Source organism: Corynebacterium halotolerans, from assembly GCF_050107895.1.
Classification (GTDB): domain Bacteria; phylum Actinomycetota; class Actinomycetes; order Mycobacteriales; family Mycobacteriaceae; genus Corynebacterium; species Corynebacterium halotolerans_B.
The window spans coordinates 45,626-70,102 of the sequence record NZ_JBNILW010000003.1 but is presented as its reverse complement, the minus strand read 5'-3'; the positions used below and the strand labels follow the sequence as shown (position 1 = coordinate 70,102).

The window sequence follows — 24,477 nt, the reverse complement described above, 5'->3', positions numbered from 1 at the left end:
GGCGCTGATGTCACCGTCGGCCGTAGCCGGGAGGGGTTCCATGCGCAGATCAATTCTCACCACCGAAGTGATACAGGTCCTGAAGTCCGCCTTCGCCGCGACTCTCGCCTGGTGGATCTCAGTGCAGGTGCTCGATTCGGCGCTTCCCTTCCTGGCCCCATGGACCGCTCTACTGACCGTGCACGTCACAGTGACCCGTTCGATCAAGGGTGGGTTGCAGACCCTGATCACCTCCGTGATCGGGGTCGTTCTTTCCTTCGCCATCGGGGTGTACCTGGGTGTCGACCTGTGGACCTATGCCCTCGCGATGCTGGTGGGGATGGTGGCCTCCCTGCTGCCGTGGATCCGACAGGAGGGGGCGGGAATCGCCACCACGGCGATCTTCCTGCTGTCCCAGGGCTTCAACCAGGATGCCTCGCTGCTCATTGAACGGGTGCTGGAGATCGGTCTCGGTGTGGTGATCGGAGTGGTAGTCAACCTGCTGGTGTTGCCGCCGTTGCGGGACCGGCAGGCTGCCGGGCTGGTGGATGAACTCAATGCCCGGATGGGAAAGATCCTGGACACCATGGGTCGGGAGTTCGCGGACTCCTGGGACACCGATCAGGCCGAACACTGGACCGAGGAGATCGAGAAGATGCGCCGGGATCTGGCCGGCACCTGGGATGCAGTGAATTTCGCCCGGGAGAGCCGCCGCCGGAATCCCCGCCGTTTCCTCCAGCGGCCGGTCGGCGAAAGCTACGAGGACATCCTCATCCGCGTCGATGAAGGCATCGCTTATCTGCGCAACCTCGCCCGTACTCTGGAAGGGGCATCCTATTCGGACACACGGTGGGACCGGGACTTCCGGGAACAGTGGGCGGCCACCGCCCGCGACGCCGGCCGTCGCATCGCCCACCCGGATGCCGATGTGGAGCCGATCACCGGCCGGCTGGACAAACTCGCGCGCGACATGGCCCACGCGGAGGAGCTGCCGGATCGGGAATGGCCCCTGTACGGCTCGTTGATCACCTCGCTGCGTAATATCTCGGTGGGCGTCGATGAAGTTGCCGCCGCCTGGCGAGACCGAGCCAAGAAAGGATGACCGCCACTTCCATGCCACCACACTCCCTGTCTGATCGGCTCCGTTCCCTCGACGGCCGCGGTTACGGCGGCTATAAACAACTCAAGGGCAGCCACCGGATCGCCGGATTCCGGCTGGTGATCGACCAGGTCCAGGTGGATCCCTACGCCCCGCCGTCCTTGGTCCGCGCGGTTCTGGACACCTCGGACGCGGGTTTTCCCGACGAGCTGACCGACACCGAAGACAAGCGGGTGGCGGTCGGGGACTTTCTGACCCGTGCCTTCCACAGCCGGATCGGCCCTGATTCCCCGGTCAGCATCGGCCACCTCGGCCAGCAGGTTCTGCCGCGCACCAGCATCGCCTTCACCACCGAGGGCCTTGAGGCCCGCTTCACCGTGGCGTTGCCCGCCGCCGGACGGCGGGTCAGGGGCCGCGAGGCGGACACGGTGCTGACCCGGCAGGTGCCTGGGATCGTCGACACCGCGCTGCGGTACCGGAACCTGGATCAGGCGGCCCTGCGCCGGCATGTCGAGCTCTACCTGGATCAGGTGGAGCTGCGCCGGCAGCTCGCGGAACGTCACCTGGTCGCCTTCGTCGCCGACGGTGCCGTACTGCCGCGCAAGTCCGGTGACTCGGACCAGCCACTGGCCCGGGCGACCACCTTCCGCAGCCCGGAGAGCATGCGCACCACCTTCCGGTTGCCCTCGGGGCGGCAGCTCACCGGCATGGGGGTCGGGGAGGGAGTCACCGTCATCGTGGGCGGCGGCTACCACGGAAAATCAACGCTGCTGCGCGCCATTGAACACGGGGTGTACCCGCACATCGCCGGGGACGGCCGGGAATGGGTGATCACGCGTGCCGACGCCGTGAGCATCCGCGCCGAGGACGGCCGCGCGGTCACCGGGGTCGACATCTCGCCGTTCATCAGCGGTCTGCCTTCCGGCACCGACACGACCAGCTTCAGCACCACCAACGCCTCCGGCTCCACATCCCAGGCGGCCAACCTCGTGGAGGCCGTGGCCACCGGGACATCCCTGCTGCTGATCGACGAGGACACCTCAGCCACCAATTTCATGATCCGGGACGAACGCATGCGCGCCCTGATTCCGGGGGACCGGGAGCCGATCACCCCCTTCGTCGATCGGGTCCGTCCGCTCTACCGGCAGCTGGGGGTGTCCACACTCCTCGTCGCGGGTGGCTCGGGGGCCTTCTTCGACGTGGCTGACCAGATCATCGCGCTGGATTCCTATGTTCCCACCGAGGTCACCGCGCAGGCCCGGGAGATCGCCGAGCGGCTGCCCGTCGCCCCGGCCTCGGTGGCCCCGCCACATTTCCGCCCCGCGGAGCGGGCGCCCTCCCGGTCCAGCCTGAATCCCCGTTCCAAGACCAAACCGGCCAAGGCGAAAGGGGGCACCACGGTGCTCTACGGCCGGGGACAGACGATCGAGCTGTCCGCATTGTCCCAGCTGGTGGACCCCGGACAGCTGACGGCGGTGGCCAAGGCGCTGGACCGCATCGCGGAACTCGCCGATGACCGGAGCGATCTCACCAGCCTGGTGGACCGGCTCTTTGACCGGGTGGCACAGCACGGGGTGGACGCGCTATCCCCGCACCGCGGCCATCCCGGGCTCTACACCCTGCCGCGGCGCCAGGAGGTTGCCGCCGCCCTCAACCGCTACCGCGGCCTGGGGCTCAGCTAACCGACGTTGACCGTGCCGCAGGCCACCCGGTCGCCGGAGTCTCCGGCGGAGGTGGTGTCCTCATCCGCGCCTTCCGGGGCATAGCGGTCCGGGATATTAGCGTAGTTGTCGGCGTCGCTGTGGACGATCACGGCCGCGCCGTCCTCATCGTCGAGGTCGGCCAGGCTCAGCCGGTCCGTGGCGAACTGCAGACTGGCCGAACCATCCTCCATCACCAGCAGGGAGGGGAGGTCCCCGGCGTGGTCCGGATGATCCGTGTCACCGGTGTCCAGGTGACTGCCGGCGGCAGCGAAGTCCGGCTCGCAGGCACCGGTCTCGTGAATGTGGAAGCCGTGGAAGCCCGGCTCCAGATCGCTGAGCTCCGTCTGGATCGTGAGCATTCCGTCGGCTTCCGTGAAGTTGACGGTGCCGAGGGAGTTGCCCTCGGTGTCAGTGAGGTCGGCGGTGGCGTCGGCGGAACCGCCGGCGGCATCATCCGCGACGGTCTCCTGGTCGCCTGAGGTGGTCGTCTCGGTTTCCGCGGACTCAGTGCCCTCCGCGCAGGCACCGAGCGCCAGTAGCAGGGGAGCAGCCAACAGTGCGGTGGTCAGTCGGGTGCGGGAGGTCAGTCGAACAGACATGGCATTCCTTTCCGTCGGGTGTGACCGACGTTACCTAAAAATCCCGCCGGGGGCGTCAGCCGCCGCTCAGCATCAGCCAGACCAGCACCACCACGATGATCACGGCCGCCGCGATGATGAGCCAGGTCCAGCGACCTCCTCCGGTGGTGTCCGCCGCCTCCGGCTCCTCTCGCGGAGCCACCGTGACCGCCGGCCCGCCCGGGGCGATGCCCTGCACCGGCTCCTCGTCGGGCAGGTCGATGATGGGCATGATCTCGGTGGCCGGGGCCGGGCGCTCGGGCATGACCGGAGAACTGATCTTCCGGCGCTGCCTGTGCTCCTCGAGCTTTTCCGGGGTGATCGCCTCGAAACTCTCGGAGGAGATCGAGATCAGCCAGGAGCCGTCGTCGTTTTCGACCACGCCGCCCCCGTCCGGTTCCGGTTCCTCAAAGGCGGGAATGAGCAGGGCCGGCAGCGGGGAGATCACGGGTTCCAGGGCGGCGTCGTCAAGCTCTTCGGTACGGGCGCATTCCACGGTCACCGTGTCACCGTTCAGGAACGCCCGGCTCACACAGCCCAGGCCGAGCTGGGAGAAGTGATTCAAGGCATCGGCCAGTGCGGCGGAGTCGTCCTCGTTGAGCACCCCCAGTACCCGCTCCCGGAAACTGACGGTGACGTGCTCGTTGACCAGCGCCAGTTCCACCAGCAACTGGGCCTGGTAATAGGTGGCCAACTCATCAGCGGGTATGTCGACCCCGGCCGACAGATCCACCTGGGCCGCGGCTCCCGGCGGCAGCAGCGTCCAGGCACCCTCCGGCGGATCATTGACCGGGACCGTCCACTGCGGCTCGGGCAGTAGCACGTCCACGCTCAGCCCGCCGCGCTCCCGGTTGACCTGCACCAGGGCGGTGACCTCGGGCGTCAACCGGGAACCGGTCACCCGTTCCAGCTGGGGGTAGTCCTCCTTGAACTGCTCCGGCAGGGTGCCGATGACGCCGTAGTCCCATTTGACCTTGAAACCGCGGCCCCGCGGATCGGGCAGGAGAGTGACGGGTACCTCGACGCCGTCGGCGCGCAGCGCCCGATCGTGCAGGTGCGAGAACAGAATCGCCTGGTTGGTGCCCTCCACCGGGATCTGGCGCGCACTTCCGGCCCCCCGGGCAGGGAGGGGATACGGGGTAAACGGCATGTCACGGCTCCTTGACGGTCAACTATCAGGGCAGTCTAGCAATGGCCTCTCCGTCGGAATGTTCCGATCGGCGGGCCGATCAGGCGATGTAATCGGCCAGGTAGCGTCCGGTCACGCTGTCGGCGCAGGACATCAGATCCGCCGGGGTGCCCTCGAAGACGATGTGGCCGCCCTCGGAGCCGGCGCCCGGCCCCAGGTCGATCACGTGGTCGGCGTGCGCCAGCACCGCCAGGTGGTGCTCGATGACGATCACGGACTTGCCCGCATCGACCAGCCGGTCCAGCAGTCCCAGGAGGTTCTCCACGTCCGCCAGGTGCAGACCGGTGGTCGGCTCATCCAGGATGAACAGGTCCGCCTTCTCCGCCAGGTGGCTGGCCAGCTTCAGTCGCTGCCGTTCGCCACCGGACAGGGTGGTCAGCGGCTGGCCGAGTGTGATGTAGCCCAGTCCGACGTCGACCAGCCGCCGCAGGATCTTCGCCGCGGCGGGGACCCGGGAATCCGTCGCGGCGAAGAATTCCGCGGCCTCGGCTGCCGGCATCTGGAGCACCTGCGAGATGTCCCTGCCACCGAAGTGGTAGTCCAGCACCGATTCCTCGAAACGCTTGCCCTCGCACACCTCGCACGTGGTGGACACCCCGGCCATCATGCCCAGATCCAGGTAGACCACGCCCGCGCCCTTGCAATGCGGGCAGGCGCCCTCCGAGTTCGGGGAGAACAGTCCCGGTTTAACGTCGTAGGTCTTGGCGAAGGCCTTGCGGATCGGTTCCAGCGCCCCGGTGTAGGTGGCCGGATTCGAACGCCGGGAGCCCTTGATCGCCGACTGGTCCACGAAGACGGTGGTCTCCGACCTCGGCACCTGCGACATGAGCGAGGACTTGCCGGAGCCCGCCACACCGGTGACGGCGGTGAGCACGCCGAGCGGGATGTCGACGTCCACGTCCGCGAGGTTGTTGCGGCGCGCCCCGCGCACCTCGAGTGTTCCGGTGGGGGTGCGCAGCGTGTCCTTGAGACGGGTCCTGTCATCGAAGTGGCGGCCGGTCACGGTGCCGGAGCCGCGTAGCTCGGCGACGGTGCCGGTGAACTGGATCTGACCGCCGTCCCGGCCGGCACCGGGGCCCAGGTCGATCACGTGGTCGGCGATGGCGATGGTCTCCGGTTTGTGTTCGACCACAAGCACGGTGTTGGACTTGTCACGCAGCTCCTTGAGCAGCTGGTTCATCCGCTCGATGTCGTGGGGGTGCAGCCCGGCGGTCGGCTCGTCGAAGATGTAGGTGACGTCCGTCAGCGGGGAGCCCAGGTGGCGGATCATCTTGGTGCGCTGGGCCTCGCCGCCGGACAGTGAGCCGGCGGGACGGTCCAGCTGCAGGTAGCCGAGCCCGATCGTCACGAAGGAATTGAGGGTCTCGCGCAATGCTGTGATCAGCGGCGCGATAGTAGGAGCCTCCAGTCCCTTGACCCACTCGGCCAGATCCTTGATCTCCATCGCACACAGATCGGCGATGTTCTTGCCGTTGATCCTCGAGTCCAACGCGTGCCGGGCCAACCGGGTTCCGCCGCACTCGGGGCAGGCGATGAAGGTCACCGCCCGGTCCACGAACTCACCGATGGACTTCTGCATCTGGTCGCGGTCCTTGCTGAGCATGGAACGTTGAAGACGGGGAACCAGTCCCTCATAGGTCTGGTTGATCCCGCCGATCTTCATCCGCGTCGGTTCCTTGTACAGGAAATCCTGCAGTTCCTGCCCGGTGAAGTCCTTGATCGGCTTATCCGGGTCATAGAGACCGGAATCTGAGTAGAGGCGGTAGGCCCAACCGCCGGTCTTGTAGCCGGGCACCTTCAGCGCACCACCGTGCAGGGAGAGGTTCTCATCGTAGAGTTCCCCGAGTCTGATGTCGGAGACCCGACCCATGCCCTCACAGTTCGGGCACATTCCGCCGGTGCGCTTGAAGATGGTCTTCTCCCGTTTCGCACCCTTCCGGTTCTCCACCGTGATGGCTCCGGCGGCCGATACGCTGGGGACGTTGAAGGAATAGGCACCCGGGCCACCCGCGCTGGGTTCCGCGACCCGGGAGAACAGCACCCGCAACATGGCCGTGGCGTCGGTGGCCGTGCCCACGGTGGAGCGCGGATTGGCGCCCATCGGTTCCTGATCCACGATGATCGCCGTGGTGATGCCGGACAGCACGTCGACGTCCGGCCGAGGCAGGCTGGGCATGAAACCCTGGACGAAGGTGGAGTAGGTCTCGTTGATCAGCCGCTGGGACTCGGCGGCGATAGTGCCGAAGACCAGGGAGGATTTTCCGGATCCGGAGACCCCGGTAAACACCGTCAACCGGCGTTTCGGGATCGTGACATCAACGCTTTGGAGGTTATTTTCGCGGGCCCCGTGGATGCGGATGGCGTCATGATGGTCGGAGGTGGCAGACATGAGGAACGCTCCTGCGATGGACGGTGGCGGGGAAGGCCTCAGTCTATCGCGGGAGCGTCTGATGTGCGGGGAGAGCTACCGCCGGATCGCGGCCTCCTCCTCAGCCCGTGGGGAGGGATCGTCGCGGGTGGGGTCCACGGCGTCGATCCGCGCGGGGTCACCGCCCATGCTGCCGATGGCATTGGAGGGCGTGGCTTCGTCCCGCCACCGCAGCAGGGCCCCGACCCCGTCGAGCAGGTCCACCAGCTGCGCGTCGAGGGCGTCCACCCCGGCGTCCGTGGTGATCGCCTGGAACAGCAGTTCCTCGATGCCATCCGGTTCCTGACCCGACAGGAACAGGAGCTCGTCCACCTGGCCGCGCTCCAGGGCCTGCGCGACTTCGGTGGCTCCGCCGACGGAGGCGCCGTCGCGGGCCTGACTTTCGCGGAACTGCTCAGCCAGGTCGCGCTGTTTATTGGCGGCGAACTCTTCCGTGACCTTCTTCAGCTCCGCCCGGAAGGAGTCGCGCTGCAGGCTGACCCCACGGGTACCGCCGGGCACCTCCTGCAGGCGTTGTGTGACCTCCTGACGCAGTTCCGCCTTCAGCAGGGACTGCGCCCGGACATCACCGGTCAACAGCACCATGTCCGGCTGATACGTGAGAACCAGCTTGTTCACGGTCTCCGCCACGGCCTCCGCGTTGCGCTCCCAGGAATCCTCGACCCGGGCCTGGAAGTTGTCTGCCCGCCAGCCGTGGGGGTTGCCGCCGCCCGAGCTGGCCTTGTGCAGCTCATCGTGCCCGCCGTCGACCTGGGCCGCCTCACTGCTGTTGCTGATCGAGGGGTCCGTCGCCGACCGGAGGTGGAGATCGGCGCCCGCGCGGTCGACCTCGATGAGCAACTGGCGGACGGCGTGCGGGGTCAGCCTAAGCAACGGGAGCAGCAGGGGCTTGTCGCCGTAGTGGCAGGCGTCCTCGCTCGGCGGAGCGGGCAGGACGCGGTCGATGACGATGTCCTCGCCAGAGGCGATGATCGCCCGGCCGTGACGGCCGCCGATGGAGGAGGGGCGTAGGAGAGTGTCCTCGATGCGGGCGAGCAGTTTCTTCGGGGCGTTGTCCTCCTCGAGCCGGGAGCGCAGATGCTGCCAGCGGTTCGCGATCTCCGATGCCGCATTCTCGTCCATGCGGGTGGTGTCGAAGTACACGGTCAGGAACGGACCCTCTTGTTCCAGTGCGGACTTGAGCCAAGGTAACTTCACGTTGACCTCCTAGATTCCGGTGGTGCGGCGACCGGACTGCCAGCTCGGCCGTTCGGCCACCGCGTGGTAATTACCACCATCCCAGTGGTTGCGCGCGGTGACAAGGAGAAGGCCCCGAGCACAGCAATAAATGCAGCTCAGGGCACAACGGGAGAATTATGTGAGGATCATCACCGAGAAGACTCCCTCCGGCGGGTGTCGTCGAACCGTCAGTTCTCCCGCTCCTCCTTGATCAGATCCGCTAAGCGTTCACCCATCAGCATCGTCGTGATGTTGGGGTTGACGGCGACCAGTTGCGGCATGGCAGAGGCATCGACCACGCGCAGGCCCTCGACGCCCTTGACCCGCAGCTTCGGGTCCAGCGGGGACATGTCGTCGTCTACCGCACCCATCCGACAGGAGCCGGCGGGGTGGTAGACGGTGTTGTGTGTCTGCGAGACATAGGCCGCGATGTCTTCGTCGGACTGGATCTCCTCACCGGGGAAGAGCTCTCGGCCGGCGTACTCGGCCAGGGCGGACTGGGAAACGATCTTGCGGGCGCGTTTGATCCCTTCGACGGCGATGTGCATATCGTAGCCGTCCTCGTCGGTGAAGTAACGCGGATCCACCTTCGGCTTGTCGCGGTAGTCGCTCGACCGTAGCCGCACCGTGCCGCGGGACTTCGCGTGGGTCACGTTCGGTGTGAGGGCAAAGGACTCATCGGAGGTCGGGTAGCCGTGCCGGGCGGTGTGCATGTCGAACGGGACGGAGCCGTAGTGCATCATCAGGTCCGGAAGCGGCAGATCGTCGCCGTCCACCGGGGAGAAGATGCCGATCTCCCACCACTGGGTGGTGTCGCGGGTCATCGGCTTCTTGGACTCCCAGGAGATCACGGCTTCCGGGTGGTCCTGCAGGTTGGTGCCTACGCCGGGGGAGTCGACGACGGTATCGATCCGGAACTCCGCCAGGTGCTCGGCCGGGCCGATGCCGGAGAGCATCAGCAGCTTCGGGGTGTCGATCGCGCCAGCGGAGACGATGACTTCCCGGGTGGCCTTCAACGTGGAGCGACGGTTGAAGGGGTTGTCGCAGTACTCGATGCCGTAGGCCCGCTTGTTCTCGTCGATCAGCACCTTGGACACGTGCCGGTCGGTGAGGATGTCCAGGTTCTCCCGGTCCAGGATCGGATGCAGGTAGGAGACGGAGGATGAGGAACGGGTGCCGTCGGCCTTGCGGTTGATCTGGAAGAAGTTGGCGCCGTTGACGACAGTTTCTCCCTCGTTGAACTGCTTGGTCGGGATTCCCGCCTGCTCACAGGCCTCCAGCAGGGCGACCCCGAGCGGATCCTCCGCCGGGACGTCCATCAGGTGCACGGGACCGGAAGTGCCGTGGTTCTCGCCACCGCGCGAATTGGTCTCCAGGCGTTTGATTAGCGGTAGGATGTTCTCCGCGTTCCAGCCCTTGGCGCCCAGCTCCTCCCACAGGTCCATGTCCTCTGCGGGCGGGTGGAAGGCGATGCAGGAGTTGTGTGAGGAACAGCCGCCGAGCACCTTTGCCCGCGAGTGGCGCATGAAGGAGTTGCCGTTTTCCTGCGGCTCGATCGGGTAGTCCCAGTCCAGCCCGGACTCCAGCAGCTCTGGCCAGCGCTGCAAGTTCAGCACTTCATCCTTGTCGGTGTCGGTGGGGCCGGCCTCCACCAACGCGACGATGACTTCGGGGTCCTCACTCAGTCGTGCGGAGAGTGCGGCACCGGCGGAACCGCCTCCGACGACGATGTAGTCATAGGATTCGCGCGGGTCCTGCTTGCCGCCGGTCAGTCCGGTGTTGATTTCAGTCAATGAATTCTCCTTTTCTGGGTGGGGTCGGGGCTAGTTCTTCCGGGGGAACCAACCGGTGACCGCCGGCTGGGTGTTTTCGTAGATGTGCTTGGCCTCGCGGTATTCATTCAGGCCGGCAGGACCGAGTTCGCGGCCGTTGCCGGACATCTTGAACCCGCCCCACTCGGCCTGCGGCAGGTAGGGGTGGTAGTCGTTGACCCAGATGGTGCCGTGGCGCAGTCGGCGAGAGACCCGGTTGGCGGTACCGGCGTCGGAGGTCCACACCGCGCCAGCCAGGCCGTACTCCGTGTTGTTAGCGATCTCGATGGCCTCTTCCTCGGTGCGGAAGGTCTCGACGGTGATCACCGGGCCGAAGCCCTCCTCGACCACAGCCGGGTTGTCTGCCGTGCAGTTGTCTAGCACGGTGGGGGCGTAGAAGTAGCCCTGCTCGTGCTCCTCGCCACCCCAGTGGGCGCCGGTGCGCAGTCGCGCGCCCGCCTCGATGCCGCGGTTGACGTAATCGGTGACCTTGTCGCGGTGCTCCTTCGAGATCAGCGGACCGGTTTCGGACTTTTCGTCGAAGGGGCCTCCCATGACGATGTCGCCAGCCAGCCGGGTCAGTTCATCGACGAACTTCTCCGCGATCTCCTCCTGGATGATCAGTCGGGTTCCTGCGGAACAGACGAGGCCGGAGTCGGTGAAGCCGGCGTTGAGGGCGTTGTCCAGGGCGGCGTCGAAGTCCGCGTCCGCGAAGATCACGTTCGGGTTCTTGCCCCCGAGCTCGAGTGCGACCTTCTTGACGGAAGGTGCGGCGGACTCGGCAATCTTACGGCCGGTGACCAGGCCACCGGTGAAGGAGACCAGGTCCACGTCCGGGTGCAAGGACAGCGGTGCACCGACGGTGTAGCCAGCGCCGAGGACCAGGTTGGCCACTCCGGCGGGGAGGCCGAGCTTGTCAAGGACGTCGATGATCAGGATCGTCGTATGCGGAGTCAGCTCGGCCGGCTTGATCACGAAGGAGTTGCCGGCAGCGAGTGCCGGAGCGATCTTCCAGGAGGCCTGCAGTAGCGGGAAGTTCCAGGGGGTGATCATGCCGCAGACACCTACCGGCTCGTAGACGACCCGGGAGATCACGGAGCCGTCGGCGGCGTCGACCAGGCGGCCGGGGTTGCTGTCGGCGATCTTTCCGTAGTAGCGGAAGCAGGAGATGATGTCGTCCATGTCGCCCTCGGCCTCGACCAGGCGCTTGCCGGTGTCCAGGGCTTCGGCGCGGGCGAACTCGTCTTTCCGGTCCCGGATGGCATCGGCGACATCCAAGAGGAAATCACCGCGCTGGCCCGCGGGGACGTCGACCCAGACCCGGGACTCGAAGGCGCGCTTAGCGGCGGCGATGGCCTTTTCGGTATCGGCCGCGGTGGCTTCCGGGACGACCCCGACGGTGCTGCCGTCAGCCGGGCAGGTGATGGTGCGGGTCTCTCCGGTGGAGGAGGCGACCCATGCGCCGTCGATGTACAAGGAGGTGGGCGTGTTATCGCTCATTGTCACTCTGGTCCTTTCACTGGTTAATTCTGGCCAGGTTCGTGATGTGTGCTGGTGGCGTTCAAGTCCACTGCGGGGTCGAGCTGGTCGGTGTCACTCCATGCCGAGGGTGCCCCTGCATGCAGTTCGCCGGTCGGGGTTCCCTTTTCTCCGGTCATGTGCATGTATGTCAGATGCGCCTCATAGGAGTCGAGGATATCCGCGATGACCTGATCCTTGGTGCTACCCATGATGTTGGTTCCCCGGGAACCCGTCAGGGAGAACACCTCGAGGGTGAAGTAGACGTCTTCGACGGTACGTATGCTGGTGGCGAAGCTCGGCACGGAGTGCGCCACCGGGTACGCCTGGTACTTGAAGTTGTCCTGGTCCGGAAACCGGACCACCAGATCCACATAGGAGATGGGGTACTCGGGGTGGGTGCCGCGTTCGCAGGAGACGTCCACGTCGAGTTTTTCTAGTTCCGCGGCAACCTCTTCCACCGCTGGTGCGGTCACGTCTTGAACATGTCGGTCCACTTGGACGGCGTTCGGGAAGGACATGCGCTTGACCAGTCGTTGTCGCCAGTTGCCGCGGTCGTGTTCCCCGCGGATGCGGTTGGCCAGCGCACCGGCCAAGGAGGCCTGTCGGGAATCCAGGCTGTAGCCCTCGGAGCGCAGCACGCGCCACAGGCTGATCATGATCAGGTAGAGCACCAGAGAAAAGGGGAGTCCCACCATGACGGTGGCGGCCTGCAGAGTGTACACCCCGTCGATGAACAGCATCACCAGGGTCAGGGCACCGGTGATGACCGCCCAGACGATGCGCAGCCACGCCGGGCCATCGGATTCCGTGCTCGAGGGCTTGGAGGTCATGGTCGACAGCACCAGGGAGCCGGAGTCGGCGGAGGTGACGTAGAAGAGTAGTCCGGTAAGCACCGCGAGGGCGATAGTGAACGTGGACCCGGGGTACTGGGACAGCAGGTTGAAGAACCCGGACTCCGGCAGTTCTACAGCTTCATTCAAGAACTCGGTGTCGCCCGAACGGAAGAAGGACATTGCACTGTTACCGAAGATCGAGATCCACAACAGGATGAATCCGAAGGGGATCAGCAGCACTCCGGTGACGAACTGACGGAGGGTCCGGCCGCGGGAGATACGGGCCAGGAAGAGACCGACGAAGGGGGCCCAGGCGATCCACCAGGCCCAGAAGAACAGTGTCCAGTCCGCCATCCACTGGTCGGCGGGGTAGGTCGCCGTGCCTTCGGTGTAGGCGAAGGTGTCCATCATCATGGACGGGAACCGGGAGAAGAAGTCCCCGATATTCTGCACCAGGGCGTTGAGCAGTTCATGGGTCCGTCCGGAGAAGAGCACCCAGAGCATCAGGATGACCGCCAGCACGACGTTGAGCTCGGAGAGACGACGGATGCCGCGGTCCACGCCGGAGACCGTGGAAACGATGGTGACCAGGACCGAGAGCACGATGAGCGCGATCTGCACACCGGTGCTGGTGGGCAGGCCGAAGAGGTGGGACAGTCCGAAGTTGAGGAAGACCACACCAATGCCTAGCGAGACGGCGATGCCGAAAATGGTGCCGATGACCGCCACCACCTCGACGGTGTGCCCGGCAGTGCCCTTGACCCGGCGACCCAGGACGGGCGCGAGGATGGAGCGGATGCTCAGCGGCATGTTGTAGCGGTATGCGAACAGTCCGAATGCCATTCCCATCAGGGCGTACATCGCCCAGCCGGGGATGCCGTAGTGGAACATCGTCCACAGTGGGGCCATCCGTGCGGCCTCGTCCGACATTGCCGCGACGTCGGGTGGGGTGAGCAGGTTCGTGGCCGGACCGGAGATGCCGAAGAACATCAGATCCACGCCGATGCCGGCGGCGAAGAGCATCGCCGCCCAGGTGAAGGGGTTGAACTTCGGGGTTGAATGGTCCGGCCCCATCTTGGTGCGCCCGATGCGGGAGAAGGCCACGACGAGCACGAAAACCACGACAATGGTGGCAGTGAGCACGTAGTACCAGCCGAAGTTGGTGGCCACCCAGTCCATGGCGCCGAAGATCACAGCCTCCGCCTGTCCGGGCCACAGCCACGCCCAGAATACGAAAGCCACGATGATGGCGGCGGCGGAGCCGAATACCGGCCAGTTCACCGGTGTTTTTCCGGAACCACTCGCTGGTTCCGAGGCCGCCGGGAAACCGGACGGCGTTGTGTCAGATTTTGTGGTCATTTTTCTCCTCCGTGAATCACCACAACCACCGTCCGAGGCTCGTGCGGCGGTAAGATCTCCAGAAGATTTGGACCTCATTACTTTAGGTAAGAGCTATTTCAAGGTGCCAATCTGATTGGGTAAATGCAATACCGTTTATGTGTATTTGCCTTCGATCTCTTTTGATTCACGTGGACTTATAGGTGGTTTTCAGGGTTTAATCGGCGGCCGTACTGGCTATGAATTTAAATATGATTTCCGCCCCTAATTGGCGGTCGTTATGGTATCGGGGCCGCGTGCAGATCAGGCGCCTCCGACCACGCCGGGGAAAAGTCGGTTAGAGTAGGGGTATGTCTCGTCTGAGTTTTCTGGATTGGCCGGTAGTCCGGCAGATCAGGTCCGGTGACCCATTCGGCCGGGATGAAAATACCCGTTCGAAGAGGTCCAGGGAATTGTCCGCGCGCACCACCACCGCCGATCGGGTGGTGCAGAGCGTCTGTCCCTACTGCGCCGTCGGTTGCGGCCAGAAGGTGTTCGTGAAGGATGAGAAGGTCATCCAGATCGAAGGTGACAAGGATTCCCCGATTTCCCGTGGTCGGCTGTGCCCCAAGGGTTCGGCCAGTGAGCAGCTGGTCAACTCGGCCACCCGGCAGACGGAGATTCTCTACCGGGCGCCGCGCTCCACGGAATGGCAGAACCTGGAGTTGGACACCGCCATCGACATGATCGCCGACCGGTTCATCGCCGCCCGCCGCAAGGGCTGGGAGGACACCGATGACCAGGGGCGGACGGTCAACCGCACGATGGGCATCGCCGGCCTGGGTGGGGCCACCCTCGACAACGAGGAGAACTACCTGATCAAGAAGCTGTTCACTGCGGCAGGCGCGGTACAGATCGAAAACCAGGCGCGTATATGACACTCCGCCACAGTTCCCGGTCTGGGAACTTCCTTTGGCCGCGGCGGCGCTACTCAGCCGCTGCAGGATATGGCGAACGCTGACTGCATTGTCATTCAGGGTTCGAACATGGCGGAGGCCCACCCGGTCGGTTTCCAGTGGGTGAGCGAGGCCCAGGCCCGCGGCGCCAAGGTGATCCACGTTGATCCCCGTTTCAGCCGGACCTCCGCAGTGGCGGACAAGCACATCCCGATCCGGGTGGGCTCGGACATCGTGCTGCTGGGTGCCCTGGTCAACTACATCCTGAGCAACGACCTGTGGTTCAAGGACTATGTGGTGGCCTACACCAACGCAGCCACGATCATCAGTGAGGACTACCAGGACGCCGAGGATCTGGACGGCCTGTTCTCCGGCTACGACCCGGAGTCCGGGAAGTACTCCCCGCACTCCTGGGCGTACCAACGCACGGAGAACACGCATGAGGAGGGGAAGGAACACGGCGAGACCAAGTCGGAGTCTGCCGAACCGGAGGCCGCCGGCAGTGGTGGCCCGCCGGTGGACTCCTGGCACTACGACACCGATGAAACGCTCCAGCACCCGCGCACTGTCTTCCAGATCCTGAAGCGGCACTACGCCCGCTACACCCCGGAGATGGTGCAGCAGGCCTGCGGGATCCCGATCGAGGACTTCGAGTACCTGGCGAAAGCCGTGACCGAGAACTCCGGAAGGGACCGCACGACGTGCTTCGCCTACGCGGTGGGATGGACCCAGCACACACTGGGAGCACAGTTCATCCGGATGGCGACGATCGTCCAGCTGCTGTTGGGCAACGTCGGCCGCCCGGGCAGCGGCATCATGGCTCTGCGCGGTCACGCCTCCATTCAGGGGTCGACGGACATCCCGACGCTGTTCAACCTCCTGCCGGGGTATCTGCCGATGCCCAAGGTCGGCGAGCAGTCACTCGCGGAGTACCTGGACGGCGTCCGATCCGAGGACCAGAAGGGATTCTGGCACAACGCCTCGGACTACATGGTGAGCCTGCTCAAGTCCTATTTCGGTGACGCCGCAACGGCGGAGAACGAATACGGCTACGACATGCTGCCCAAACTCACCGGTGCCCACGGCACCTATCAGACGGTGATGGCGATGCTGGAGGACAAGGTCGACGGTTACTTCGTCTTCGGCCAGAACCCGGCGGTGGGTTCGGCCCACGGCCGGATGCAGCGGATGGGCATGTCCCACCTGAAGTGGATGGTCGTCCGCGATCTGCAGCTGATCGAAACCGCGAACTTCTGGAAGGAGGGGCCGGAGATCGAATCCGGGGAACTCACCCCAGAGGACATCGAGACCGAGGTCTTCTTCATGCCGGCCGCCAACCACGTGGAGAAGGCGGGTACCTTCACCCAGACCCAGCGACTGCTGCAATGGCGCCACAAGGCGGTCAACCCGCCGGGACAGGCACAGAGCGAATTGCATTTCTTCTATGAGCTCGGCAAGCGGATCATCGAACGGGTCGCTGACTCCGATGACCCACGGGATCTGCCGTTGCAGTCTGTGACCTGGGACTATCCCACTGATGAGCATGGGGATCCGGATCCGGAGGCGGTGCTGGCGGAAATCAACGGTTTCCACCTGACCGGTGAGAAGGCGGGCCAGCCCTTGTCCAATTACACCGAGATGAAGGATGACGGCTCGACTTCCGGCGGCTGCTGGATCTACACCGGCGTGTACGCGGACGGGCACAACCATTCCGCGAACCGGACCCCCGGCAGGAACCAGAACGAGATAGCTCTGGACTGGGGCTGGGCCTGGCCGGCCAACCGCCGCATCCTCTACAACCGGGCCTCCGCGGACCCGGACGGCAAACCGTGGAGTGAACGCAAGAAGCACATCTGGTGGGATGCGAATCAGGGAAAGTGGATCGGCGAGGATGTCCCGGACTTCCCGGCGACTCTGGACCCCACGGCGCGTCCGGGGACGGAGGCGCAGGGCGTCGCCGCTCTGTCCGGCATCGACCCGTTCATCATGCAGGCGGACGGCAAGGGCTGGCTCTTCGCGCCGAACGGTACCGTGGACGGGCCGTTGCCCACCCACTATGAGCCGCACGAGTCACCGGTGCGCAACCCGCTCTACGGTCAGCAGGCCAGCCCGAGCCGGATCGTCTTTCCCCGGGCGGACAACCTGAGTGCACCGAGCGGGGGACAGGCAGGTAGTGAGGTGTACCCGTACATCTTCACCACCTACCGGCTGACCGAGCATCACACCGCCGGTGCGATGAGCCGCTTCCTGCCTTATCTCTCGGAGCTGCAGCCGGAGATGTTCTGTGAGGTCTCCAAGGAGCTCGCGGAAGAGCGGGGCCTGGAGAACTACGGCTGGGTCACCCTGGTTTCGCCCCGTTCCGCCATTGAGGCGAAGGTACTGGTCACCGACCGCATGAAGGCGCTGACGATCAACGGGCAACGCTTCCACCAGATCGGCATGCCCTACCACTGGGCGCAGGGCAGCCAGGCGGTGGTTTCCGGTGATTCGGCCAATGACCTGATCGGGGTCACCCTGGACCCGAACGTCCAGATCCAGGAGACCAAGGTCTCTGCGGTCGACATCCGGCCGGGCCGGAGACCCCGTGGGGCGGACCGGTTGACACTGGTCCGCGAATACCAGGAGCGTGCCGGCCTGACCTCGGAGACCGGCAACCAGCAAGCGACCGTCGACGCGGACACGCTCGCGCGGGCGGCAGAGGAGAACGAGAACGATCCGGACCACGGAGACAATGAGTAGGGAGGGGCTGACATGGCTATGACCTTGACTGAAGGGCCCTCGCACCTGGGCTATGACGGGCACCGGCGGAAGGGCTTCTTCACCGACACCTCGATCTGCATCGGCTGCAAGGCCTGTGAGGTGGCCTGCAAGGAATGGAACCGCAACCCGGTGGACAGCACCTTTGAGCTGTCCAACTCCTCCTTCGACAACACCGAAGAGCTCGGCGCGGATACCTGGCGCCATGTCGCTTTCATCGAGCAGGATTCCGAGCGCATCGAGCAGGCCCGGGAGTCCGGCCGCAAGCTCGTCGGCCTGGGTATGCCCACCATCGGGACGACCCCGGAGGAGTCGGCGGCCCCTCCGGCGGACCCCACACCCCCGGACACCGCTGACTTCCGCTGGCTGATGAGCTCGGACGTGTGCAAGCACTGCACCCACGCCGGCTGCCTGGACGTGTGCCCGACCGGCGCACTGTTCCGCACCGAGCACGGCACCGTCGTCGTCCAGGACGATGTCTGCAACGGTTGCGGAACCTGCGTGGCGGGCTGCCCCTTCGGCGTCATCGAACGCCGCGCTGACGGTGGGGTGAGCAAGAAGGACGACCGGGAGCACGGGGACAATGCGTTGACCGCCATGGGCAAGCGGCTCTTCGGCGGGGACCAGAACGAGGACTTCACCGTCGGTCAGGAACCGCCGGTCAAGAACATCGGCGTCGCCCAGAAGTGCACGCTGTGCTACGACCGTCTCAAGGACGACCAGACCCCGGCGTGCGCGCAGGCGTGCCCGACAACCTCCATCAAGTACGGCGAGCACGATGAACTGCTGGACATCGCCCGGAAGCGGGTGGCCGAACTGCACGCGCAGGGCATGACCGAGGCCCGTCTCTACGGCGCCAACCCCTCGGACGGGGTCGGCGGAACGGGGTCGATCTTCCTGCTCATGGATGAGCCGGAGGTCTACGGCCTGCCGCCGGATCCGCGGGTGCCCACCCAGGACCTTCCCCAGATGTTCAAGCGTGCCGGCATGGCCGCCCTCGGCATGTTGGGTGTCGCCACGGCGGCGTTTCTCGCGGGAGGGAAAAAATGACGACCTCGGAATTCGATTCCTACCGCCCGCCGGAGCCCCCGCGGAAGAAGCGGAAGAAGAAGGGCAGGCGGCGCGGGCCGGGCCGGACCGACGGTTCCGCGGAGATGATGATGGTCCCGGACGTCGAGTTCGACTCCTACTACGGGCGGCCGGTGGTCAAGGCCCCGCCGTGGGAATCCCCGATCGGTATCTACCTGTTTCTCGGCGGCATCGCCGGCGGCTCCTCACTGCTGGGGCTCGGGGCGCAGTTGACCGGCCGGGAGCAGCTCCGCCGGAACTCCAGGCTGTCGGCCATCACCGCGGCCGGGGCCGGCTCCGTGGCACTGATCGCGGATCTGGGCCGCCCCGAGCGGTTCCTGAACATGTTCCGGGTGTTCAAGCTCAGCTCCCCGATGAACCTCGGGTCCTGGCTGCTCGGTGCTTTCTCGCTGTCCGCGGCCATCGCCGCTGCGCCGGAGGCGGATCGCCTGACCGGACGTCGCCTGCCGCTGCCGAAGTGGCTGCGGCGCACCCTGGATAGGGCCGCCGCCCCGGCCGGCGCCACGTCGGCCGCCTTCGGGGCACCCCTGGCGGTCTACACCGCGGTGCTGCTCTCGGACACCTCGGTGCCCACCTGGAACGAGGCGAAGGACCACCTGCCCTTCGTCTTCGCCAGTTCCGCGGGCCTGGCATCCGGTGGACTGGCGATGATCACCACGCCGGTCCAGGAGGCCGGTCCCGCCCGCGCGCTCGCGGTCGGGGGTGCCGTCGCCGATATCGCGGCCACGAAGATCATGGAGAAGCAGATGAACCAGGTGGCTGCGGAACCGCTGCACCAGGGCCTGCCCGGCCAGCTGCTGAAGTGGTCGGAGCGGTTGGTCGTCGCCGGCGGCGTGGGCGCGCTGCTCGGCGGGCGGTCCCGCCTGGTGTCGGTGCTCTCAGGCGCCGCGCTGTTGACAGGTTCCGCCTTCACCCGCTTCGGCATCCTGCACGCCGGACTGGAATCGGTGAAGGATCCGCGCTATGCGGTCGAACCGCAGCGCCAGCGTCTGGCGGCCCGTCGCGGGCAGGGCCAGACGGGCGACGCCATCACTACCGCACGGTGACGGTGCCCGGGTGCTCGGCGACGGTCTCGCCGATGACCGGGTACCCCGGGACCTCGCCGACGACCAACAGGCCACCGGAGGTCTGGGCGTCGGCGAGCACGATCAGCTCATCCTCGGAGAAGCCGTCCGCCACATTCAGGTGCGGACGCACCCAGTCCAGGTTGCGGCGCGATCCACCGGGGATGTAGCCGTCGCGCAGCGCCTCCGTCACGCCGTCGATGTGCGGGACCTTGGTGTGGTCGATGACGGCCCCCACCCGGGAGGCACGCATCATCTTGTAGAGGTGGCCGAGCAGACCGAAGCCGGTGACGTCGGTGGCGGCCTTCGCCCTGGCGGCCACGGCCTCCTCCGCGGCGTCCTTGTTGAGGGTGGTCATGGTCGTGATCGCCGCTTCGAAGACCTCACCGGTCTGTTTGTGCCGGTTGTTGAGCAGCCCCACGCCGATCGGCTTGGTCAGGGTGATCGGCAGGCCAGCCTCTGCGGCGTCATTGCGCATGAGCTTGTCGGGATGGGCGATGCCGGTGGCCGCCATGCCGTAGGTCGGCTCCGGGGAGTCGATGGAGTGCCCGCCGGTCACCGGTGCGCCGGCTCGCTCGGCGATGTCCATGCCGCCCCGGAGCACCTCGGTGAGCAGTTCCAGCGGCAGTTCCGAGCGTGGCCAGCCGACCAGGTTGATGGCGGTCACGGGGGTCCCGCCCATGGCGTAGACATCGGAGAGGGCGTTGGCGGCGGCGATCGCACCCCAGGTGTAGGCGTCGTTGACCACGGGGGTGAAGAAGTCGGCGGTGGAGATGACAGCGAGGTCGTCCGTGATGCGCACGGCGGCGGCATCGTCCCCGTCATCGAGCCCCACCAGCACGTTTTCGTGGGTCTGGCCGGTCAGTCCCCGGACGGCCTCCTCGAGTTCGCCGGGCGGGATCTTGCAGGCGCAGCCGCCCCCGTGGGCGTATCCGGTCAGTTGGATGGAACTCAGGGGAATGTTCATGACCTCGACTTTAACCACAGTTGAGGCGGGCGGGCATCCGGGGTGTCCACCGTCGCTGTTAGAGTTCTGCGGTGGAGGCGTACGTGTCCTGGTGGGCGCCCCGGTCTTCAAAACCGGTGAGTCCGAGCATCTCGGGCTGGCGGGTTCGATTCCCGTCCGTCTCCGCCACCGACTTTTCCCATCTTCGCCCCCGCGGTTCTTGGAGGATGCCATGGAGGATCCGAGGCGGCGCATCCCGCGCACCGATGACCTGCTGCGCCTGCCGGCGGTGACCGCGGCCCGCACCCGCCTCGGGGAAACCAGGATCCGGGAGCTGGTGCGCGCTGCCCAGGCCCGGGCCCGGGCGGGGGAGATCGCCCCCGAGCAGGTCGCCCCGGAACTGGCGGCGGCCCTGGACACCACCCGGCCGGTCAGTCTCACGCCCGTGCTGAATGCGACGGGCGTGATCGTGCACACCAATCTGGGGCGGGCCCCGCTGTCCGATGCCGCCCGTCGTGCGTTGTCCGACGCCGCCGGCTACGTGGACGTGGAACTGGATCTGACCACCGGCCTGCGTTCCGGCACCCGCGGGGCGGGGGCCCGGGCCGCGCTGCTGGCCGCGGTGCCCGCCGCCGGGGACGCGCTGGTGGTGGGCAACGGTGCCGCGGCGCTGCTGCTGGCCACCACGGCCCTGGCGGCGGGTGGGGAGGTCATCATCAGCCGGGGTGAACTCATCGAGATCGGCGCCGGCTTCCGGCTGCCGGAACTGATCGAGACCACGGGCGCCGGTCTGCGCGAGATCGGCGCGACCAACCGCACCCACCCGGCCGACTACTCGGCGGCGGTCACCGCCCGGACCCGCGCCATCCTCAAGGTCCACCCCAGCAACTACCTGGTCAGCGGCTTCACCGCCAGTGTCGGTGTGCCTGAGCTGCGCCGGATCGCGGATGAGCATGGCCTGCCCCTGATCGTGGATCTGGGCAGCGGTCTGCTGCGCCCGGACCCCGTCCTGCCGGACGAACCCGACATCGACACCGCGCTGCGGGCGGGTGCGGACGTGGTCATCGCCAGCGGTGACAAACTGCTCGGCGGCCCCCAGGCCGGGATCCTGCTGGGCACCCCCGAGATCATCACGACCCTGAAGAAGCACCCGTTGGCCCGTGCCCTGCGTGCCGACAAACTGACCCTGGCCGCCCTGGAGGCGACGGTGTCCGGTGCGAGCACCCCGGTCCAGCAGGCCCTGCACCTCGACCCCGAGCACCTCCGGGACCGGACGGAACAGTTGGCCGCCGAGGTGGGCGGGGACGTGGTGGCCCACGACGGCCGCGTCGGCGGGGGCGGGGCACCGGAACACCCGCTCCCCGGGTGGGCACTCCGCCTTCCGACGGAACTGGCGCCGGCCCTGCGCGCCGGTGATCCCGTGGTGCTGCCGCGGGTCCACCAGGGAGCCTGCCTGATCGACCTGCGCTGCATCCCGGCCGCCGCCGACGGGCAGCTCGCAACCGCCATCACCCGTGCCCAGGAGGCCTGATGTTCGTCATCGCCACCGCAGGTCATGTCGACCACGGTAAATCCACCCTCGTCAAAGCCCTGACCGGTATGGAACCCGACCGCTGGCGGGAGGAACGCGAGCGCGGCCTGACCATCGATCTCGGCTTTGTCTGGGCCACTCTGGGCTCGGGCCGGAAGGTGGCGTTCGTGGACGTGCCCGGCCACGAGAAGTTCCTGGGCAACATGCTCGCCGGCATCGGCCCCGCCCCGCTGGTGTGTTTCATCGTCGCCGCCGACGAGGGCTGGCAGGCCCAGAGCACCGATCACCGCGACGCCCTCACCGCCCTCGGTATCTCCCACGGCCTGGTGGTGCTCACCCGCGCCGACCGGGCAGAGCGCCAGCGCCGCGATGAGGTCACCGCCGAGGTCCGCACGCAACTGGCCGACACACCGCTCGCCGACGCCGCCGTGGTCGAGGTGTCCGCGCACACCGGCGAGGGGCTCGACCGACTGCGGCAGGAGCTGGACGCTCTGCTCAGCACCGTTCCCACGCCAGACCCCGGGACGCGGGTTCGCCTGTGGGTGGACCGCTCCTTCTCCGTCAAGGGCGCAGGCACCGTGGTCACTGGCACCCTGGCCGCCGGCACGCTGCGCACCGGCCAGCGGATGCAGCTGCTGGGCCGGGAGGAAAACCACGGGGTGGAGATCCGGGGGCTCCACAGCCAGAACCAGAGCCACCGGGAGATCGGCCCGGTCAACCGGGTGGCGGTGAATCTGCGCGGCGAGGACGCCGAACGCGTCCACCGAGGGGACGTGCTGGTCACCCCGGGAGCGTGGCAGGAAACCGCCGTCATCGACGTCCGCCGGACGATGGGCACGGCCCTGGACGACGCCCCGCGGACCCTGGTCATCCACCTCGGTACCGTCGCGGTGGAGGCGCACCTGCGTTCCCTCGACCCCGATCACGCCCGGCTCAGCCTGGACCGGGCCCTGCCCCTGCAACTGGGCGACCGGCTGGTGCTGCGCGGCACCGGCGCCCGCAACGTGCTCGCCGGGGTGCAGGTGCTCGACGTGGCCCCGCCGGAGCTGGGCAGACGCGGCGACAGCGCCCGGCGGGCCGGCACGTTGGCGACGATGCCGCCCACCGGCGACATCCGCACCGAGGTCACCCGCCGCGGTCTGATAGCGGGTCCGGAACTGACCCGCTTCGGCATCGCGCTGCCCCCGACCCCGCCGGAGGGGGTGACGGTGCTGGGGCAGTGGTGGGTCGACGCGACGCTGCCGGCGACCTGGCGTGACCGGCTGCGGCGGGGTGTGACGCAGCTCGACCCCCTCAGTCGGGGACTGAGCCGCAAGGCCGCCCGCGACCTGGTGGGCTGCCCCGCCGAGCTCCTGGATCCGGTGATCCACTCCGCCGGTCTGGTGGACCGCGACGGGTTCATCACCGATCCGCAGCGCCGGATCGACCTGGGCGCGGCCGAGCCCGCGATCCGGACCATCGAGGGCTGGCTGCGGGAGGATCCCTTCGTGGCCCCGGAGGCCAATGAGCTCGCCGACCTCCGGCTGAGCACGAGGCAGTTGGCCGCGGCCGAGACCGCCGGGCGCATTCTCCGGTTGGGCGAGATCGTGCTGCTGCCGGACGCCCCGCAGGGTGCCGTGGCGGTCCTGCGCGGGCTTGACCAGCCCTTCACCCTCAGCCAGGCGCGTAAGGCGCTGGACACCACGCGCCGGGTGGCGGTTCCCCTGCTGGAGCATCTGGACGAACTCGGTCTCACCCGCCGGGTCGACGCCGGCAACCGGGTGATCCGCTAGAGATCCAGTGACTGACCGGGGGAGAGGGGCACGTACTCCGCGCCGTAGTTCTCCGCGAGGATCCGCAACTGCTTGTCATTGATCGCCAGGCCGAAGTCATTGACGATGCCGTCGTGGATGGCGACGAACCGTCGTGGCCGCTGCCGGTCCAGCCAGGCCTCGACGTCGAGCATCTTCACCCAGGGACCGTTCACCGGCACCAGGGCGGTGTCGATCAGTGCCACCTCCTGGAAAGCGTCGCCCGGGTGCAGCAGCGTGGCGTTGAACAGGTAACCCACATTCTCCGCGGTGGGCTGACAGCGCAGCACCGCCGCATGCTCGGTGCCGACGACCTCCACCTCGATCTCGCCGATCCGGAGGCGGTCACCGGCGGCCACCACCCTGGCCGCCGCCACCGTCTCCGCCACCGAGGCCGGGGCGTAGACCGCCAGCTGCGGATTCTGCTCCCGGGCCGCGGCCAGCTCGGCGACGTCCACGTGGTCCGGGTGGCCGTGGGTGAGCAGCACCGCGTCGGCTGCCGCCAGGTCCGGGGGCACCCCGAAGGTGCCGGGGTCGACGATCAGGGTGGTGGCGCCTTCCTCGATTCTGACGCAGGCATGGATGTGTCTGGTGAGTTTCATGTTCTCCATGATGCCCGTCGATAGGCT

Annotated in this window: 16 protein-coding genes and 1 tRNA gene; 8 read left to right on the top strand and 9 right to left on the bottom strand. The window is 66.8% G+C overall.

What is annotated here, in order from left to right:
- Positions 1-40: 40 nt before the first annotated feature.
- Together ACQCVD_RS04200 and ACQCVD_RS04195 are read left to right on the top strand one after the other, a co-directional pair.
- On the top strand, positions 41-1,081 hold the full coding sequence (locus ACQCVD_RS04200) for an FUSC family protein (RefSeq protein WP_426822459.1): 1,041 nt from the start codon (positions 41-43) through the stop codon (positions 1,079-1,081).
- Positions 1,078-2,760, top strand: coding sequence for an ABC-ATPase domain-containing protein (locus ACQCVD_RS04195; protein ID WP_426822458.1), 1,683 nt, complete (start codon positions 1,078-1,080; stop codon positions 2,758-2,760). Before ACQCVD_RS04200 ends, ACQCVD_RS04195 begins: the two co-directional genes overlap by 4 nt.
- Here ACQCVD_RS04195 and ACQCVD_RS04190 read toward each other — a convergent pair.
- The 7 genes from ACQCVD_RS04190 to betT all read right to left on the bottom strand — a co-directional run bounded on the left by ACQCVD_RS04190 (position 2,757) and on the right by betT (position 13,757).
- Positions 2,757-3,380: a superoxide dismutase family protein gene (locus ACQCVD_RS04190; RefSeq protein ID WP_426822457.1), complete on the bottom strand. Its 624-nt coding sequence runs from the start codon at positions 3,378-3,380 to the stop codon at positions 2,757-2,759. The genes ACQCVD_RS04195 and ACQCVD_RS04190 overlap by 4 nt on opposite strands.
- A 55-nt stretch (positions 3,381-3,435) precedes the next feature.
- Positions 3,436-4,548 (bottom strand): hypothetical protein, encoded by a 1,113-nt coding sequence (locus tag ACQCVD_RS04185; RefSeq protein ID WP_426822456.1) that lies wholly within the window; start codon positions 4,546-4,548, stop codon positions 3,436-3,438.
- 79 nt (positions 4,549-4,627) lie between these two features.
- Entirely contained in the window at positions 4,628-6,976 is a 2,349-nt protein-coding gene (locus tag ACQCVD_RS04180) for an ATP-binding cassette domain-containing protein (RefSeq protein ID WP_426822455.1), read from the bottom strand.
- Positions 6,977-7,051: 75 nt separating this feature from the next.
- The gene (locus ACQCVD_RS04175; RefSeq protein WP_426822454.1) at positions 7,052-8,212 is read right to left on the bottom strand and encodes a Vms1/Ankzf1 family peptidyl-tRNA hydrolase; all 1,161 of its coding nucleotides are present in this window, start codon (positions 8,210-8,212) and stop codon (positions 7,052-7,054) included.
- A gap of 209 nt (positions 8,213-8,421) precedes the next feature.
- Positions 8,422-10,017, bottom strand: coding sequence for a GMC family oxidoreductase (locus ACQCVD_RS04170; RefSeq protein WP_426822665.1), 1,596 nt, complete (start codon positions 10,015-10,017; stop codon positions 8,422-8,424).
- A 39-nt stretch (positions 10,018-10,056) separates the two neighbouring features.
- Positions 10,057-11,544, bottom strand: coding sequence for an aldehyde dehydrogenase family protein (locus tag ACQCVD_RS04165; RefSeq protein ID WP_426822453.1), 1,488 nt, complete (start codon positions 11,542-11,544; stop codon positions 10,057-10,059).
- 23 nt (positions 11,545-11,567) lie between these two features.
- A complete protein-coding gene (gene betT, locus ACQCVD_RS04160) occupies positions 11,568-13,757 on the bottom strand; it encodes a choline BCCT transporter BetT (RefSeq protein WP_426822452.1) in 2,190 nt (729 codons plus the stop codon).
- A 329-nt stretch (positions 13,758-14,086) separates the two neighbouring features.
- On the opposite strand from betT, the gene fdh reads away from it, so the two are divergent.
- The 3 genes from fdh to nrfD are packed head-to-tail and all read left to right on the top strand — an operon-like array spanning position 14,087 to position 19,563.
- Positions 14,087-17,410, top strand: coding sequence for a formate dehydrogenase (fdh, locus tag ACQCVD_RS04155; protein ID WP_426822451.1), 3,324 nt, complete (start codon positions 14,087-14,089; stop codon positions 17,408-17,410).
- 12 nt (positions 17,411-17,422) lie between these two features.
- Positions 17,423-18,478, top strand: coding sequence for a 4Fe-4S dicluster domain-containing protein (locus tag ACQCVD_RS04150; protein ID WP_426822450.1), 1,056 nt, complete (start codon positions 17,423-17,425; stop codon positions 18,476-18,478).
- The gene (nrfD, locus tag ACQCVD_RS04145; protein ID WP_426822449.1) at positions 18,475-19,563 is read left to right on the top strand and encodes an NrfD/PsrC family molybdoenzyme membrane anchor subunit; all 1,089 of its coding nucleotides are present in this window, start codon (positions 18,475-18,477) and stop codon (positions 19,561-19,563) included. The genes ACQCVD_RS04150 and nrfD overlap by 4 nt, the downstream gene beginning before the upstream one ends.
- On the opposite strand, the gene selD is transcribed toward nrfD, so the two are convergent.
- Positions 19,550-20,548 carry a selenide, water dikinase SelD gene (gene selD, locus ACQCVD_RS04140; RefSeq protein ID WP_426822448.1) on the bottom strand — a complete coding sequence of 333 codons (999 nt, stop codon included), beginning with the start codon at positions 20,546-20,548 and terminating at the stop codon, positions 19,550-19,552. The two genes, nrfD and selD, sit on opposite strands and share 14 nt — an antisense overlap.
- Before the next feature lie 73 nt (positions 20,549-20,621).
- On the opposite strand from selD, the gene ACQCVD_RS04135 reads away from it, so the two are divergent.
- The 3 genes from ACQCVD_RS04135 (at position 20,622) to selB (ending at position 23,830) form a co-directional block, all read left to right on the top strand.
- Positions 20,622-20,716 (top strand) — tRNA-Sec (locus ACQCVD_RS04135).
- Positions 20,717-20,759: 43 nt separating this feature from the next.
- Positions 20,760-22,058: an L-seryl-tRNA(Sec) selenium transferase gene (gene selA, locus ACQCVD_RS04130; RefSeq protein WP_426822447.1), complete on the top strand. Its 1,299-nt coding sequence runs from the start codon at positions 20,760-20,762 to the stop codon at positions 22,056-22,058.
- Positions 22,058-23,830, top strand: a complete 1,773-nt coding sequence (selB, locus tag ACQCVD_RS04125; protein WP_426822446.1) for a selenocysteine-specific translation elongation factor — start codon at positions 22,058-22,060, stop codon at positions 23,828-23,830. Before selA ends, selB begins: the two co-directional genes overlap by 1 nt.
- On the opposite strand, the gene ACQCVD_RS04120 is transcribed toward selB, so the two are convergent.
- Complete coding sequence (locus ACQCVD_RS04120; RefSeq protein WP_426822445.1) at positions 23,827-24,450, bottom strand: MBL fold metallo-hydrolase; 624 nt, start codon at positions 24,448-24,450, stop codon at positions 23,827-23,829. The genes selB and ACQCVD_RS04120 overlap by 4 nt on opposite strands.
- Positions 24,451-24,477 lie beyond the last annotated feature (27 nt).

What these genes read in the sequence shown, in the direction of transcription:
- selB (WP_426822446.1), top strand. Translation starts at nt 22,058, where the DNA reads ATGTTCGTCATCGCCACCGCAGGTCATGTCGACCACGGTAAATCCACC.
- ACQCVD_RS04180 (WP_426822455.1), bottom strand. Translation starts at nt 6,976, where the DNA reads ATGTCTGCCACCTCCGACCATCATGACGCCATCCGCATCCACGGGGCC.
- ACQCVD_RS04190 (WP_426822457.1), bottom strand. Translation starts at nt 3,380, where the DNA reads ATGTCTGTTCGACTGACCTCCCGCACCCGACTGACCACCGCACTGTTG.
- ACQCVD_RS04165 (WP_426822453.1), bottom strand. Translation starts at nt 11,544, where the DNA reads ATGAGCGATAACACGCCCACCTCCTTGTACATCGACGGCGCATGGGTC.
- ACQCVD_RS04200 (WP_426822459.1), top strand. Translation starts at nt 41, where the DNA reads ATGCGCAGATCAATTCTCACCACCGAAGTGATACAGGTCCTGAAGTCC.
- nrfD (WP_426822449.1), top strand. Translation starts at nt 18,475, where the DNA reads ATGACGACCTCGGAATTCGATTCCTACCGCCCGCCGGAGCCCCCGCGG.
- ACQCVD_RS04195 (WP_426822458.1), top strand. Translation starts at nt 1,078, where the DNA reads ATGACCGCCACTTCCATGCCACCACACTCCCTGTCTGATCGGCTCCGT.
- selD (WP_426822448.1), bottom strand. Translation starts at nt 20,548, where the DNA reads ATGAACATTCCCCTGAGTTCCATCCAACTGACCGGATACGCCCACGGG.
- ACQCVD_RS04185 (WP_426822456.1), bottom strand. Translation starts at nt 4,548, where the DNA reads ATGCCGTTTACCCCGTATCCCCTCCCTGCCCGGGGGGCCGGAAGTGCG.
- selA (WP_426822447.1), top strand. Translation starts at nt 20,760, where the DNA reads ATGGAGGATCCGAGGCGGCGCATCCCGCGCACCGATGACCTGCTGCGC.
- betT (WP_426822452.1), bottom strand. Translation starts at nt 13,757, where the DNA reads ATGACCACAAAATCTGACACAACGCCGTCCGGTTTCCCGGCGGCCTCG.
- ACQCVD_RS04150 (WP_426822450.1), top strand. Translation starts at nt 17,423, where the DNA reads ATGGCTATGACCTTGACTGAAGGGCCCTCGCACCTGGGCTATGACGGG.
- ACQCVD_RS04120 (WP_426822445.1), bottom strand. Translation starts at nt 24,450, where the DNA reads ATGAAACTCACCAGACACATCCATGCCTGCGTCAGAATCGAGGAAGGC.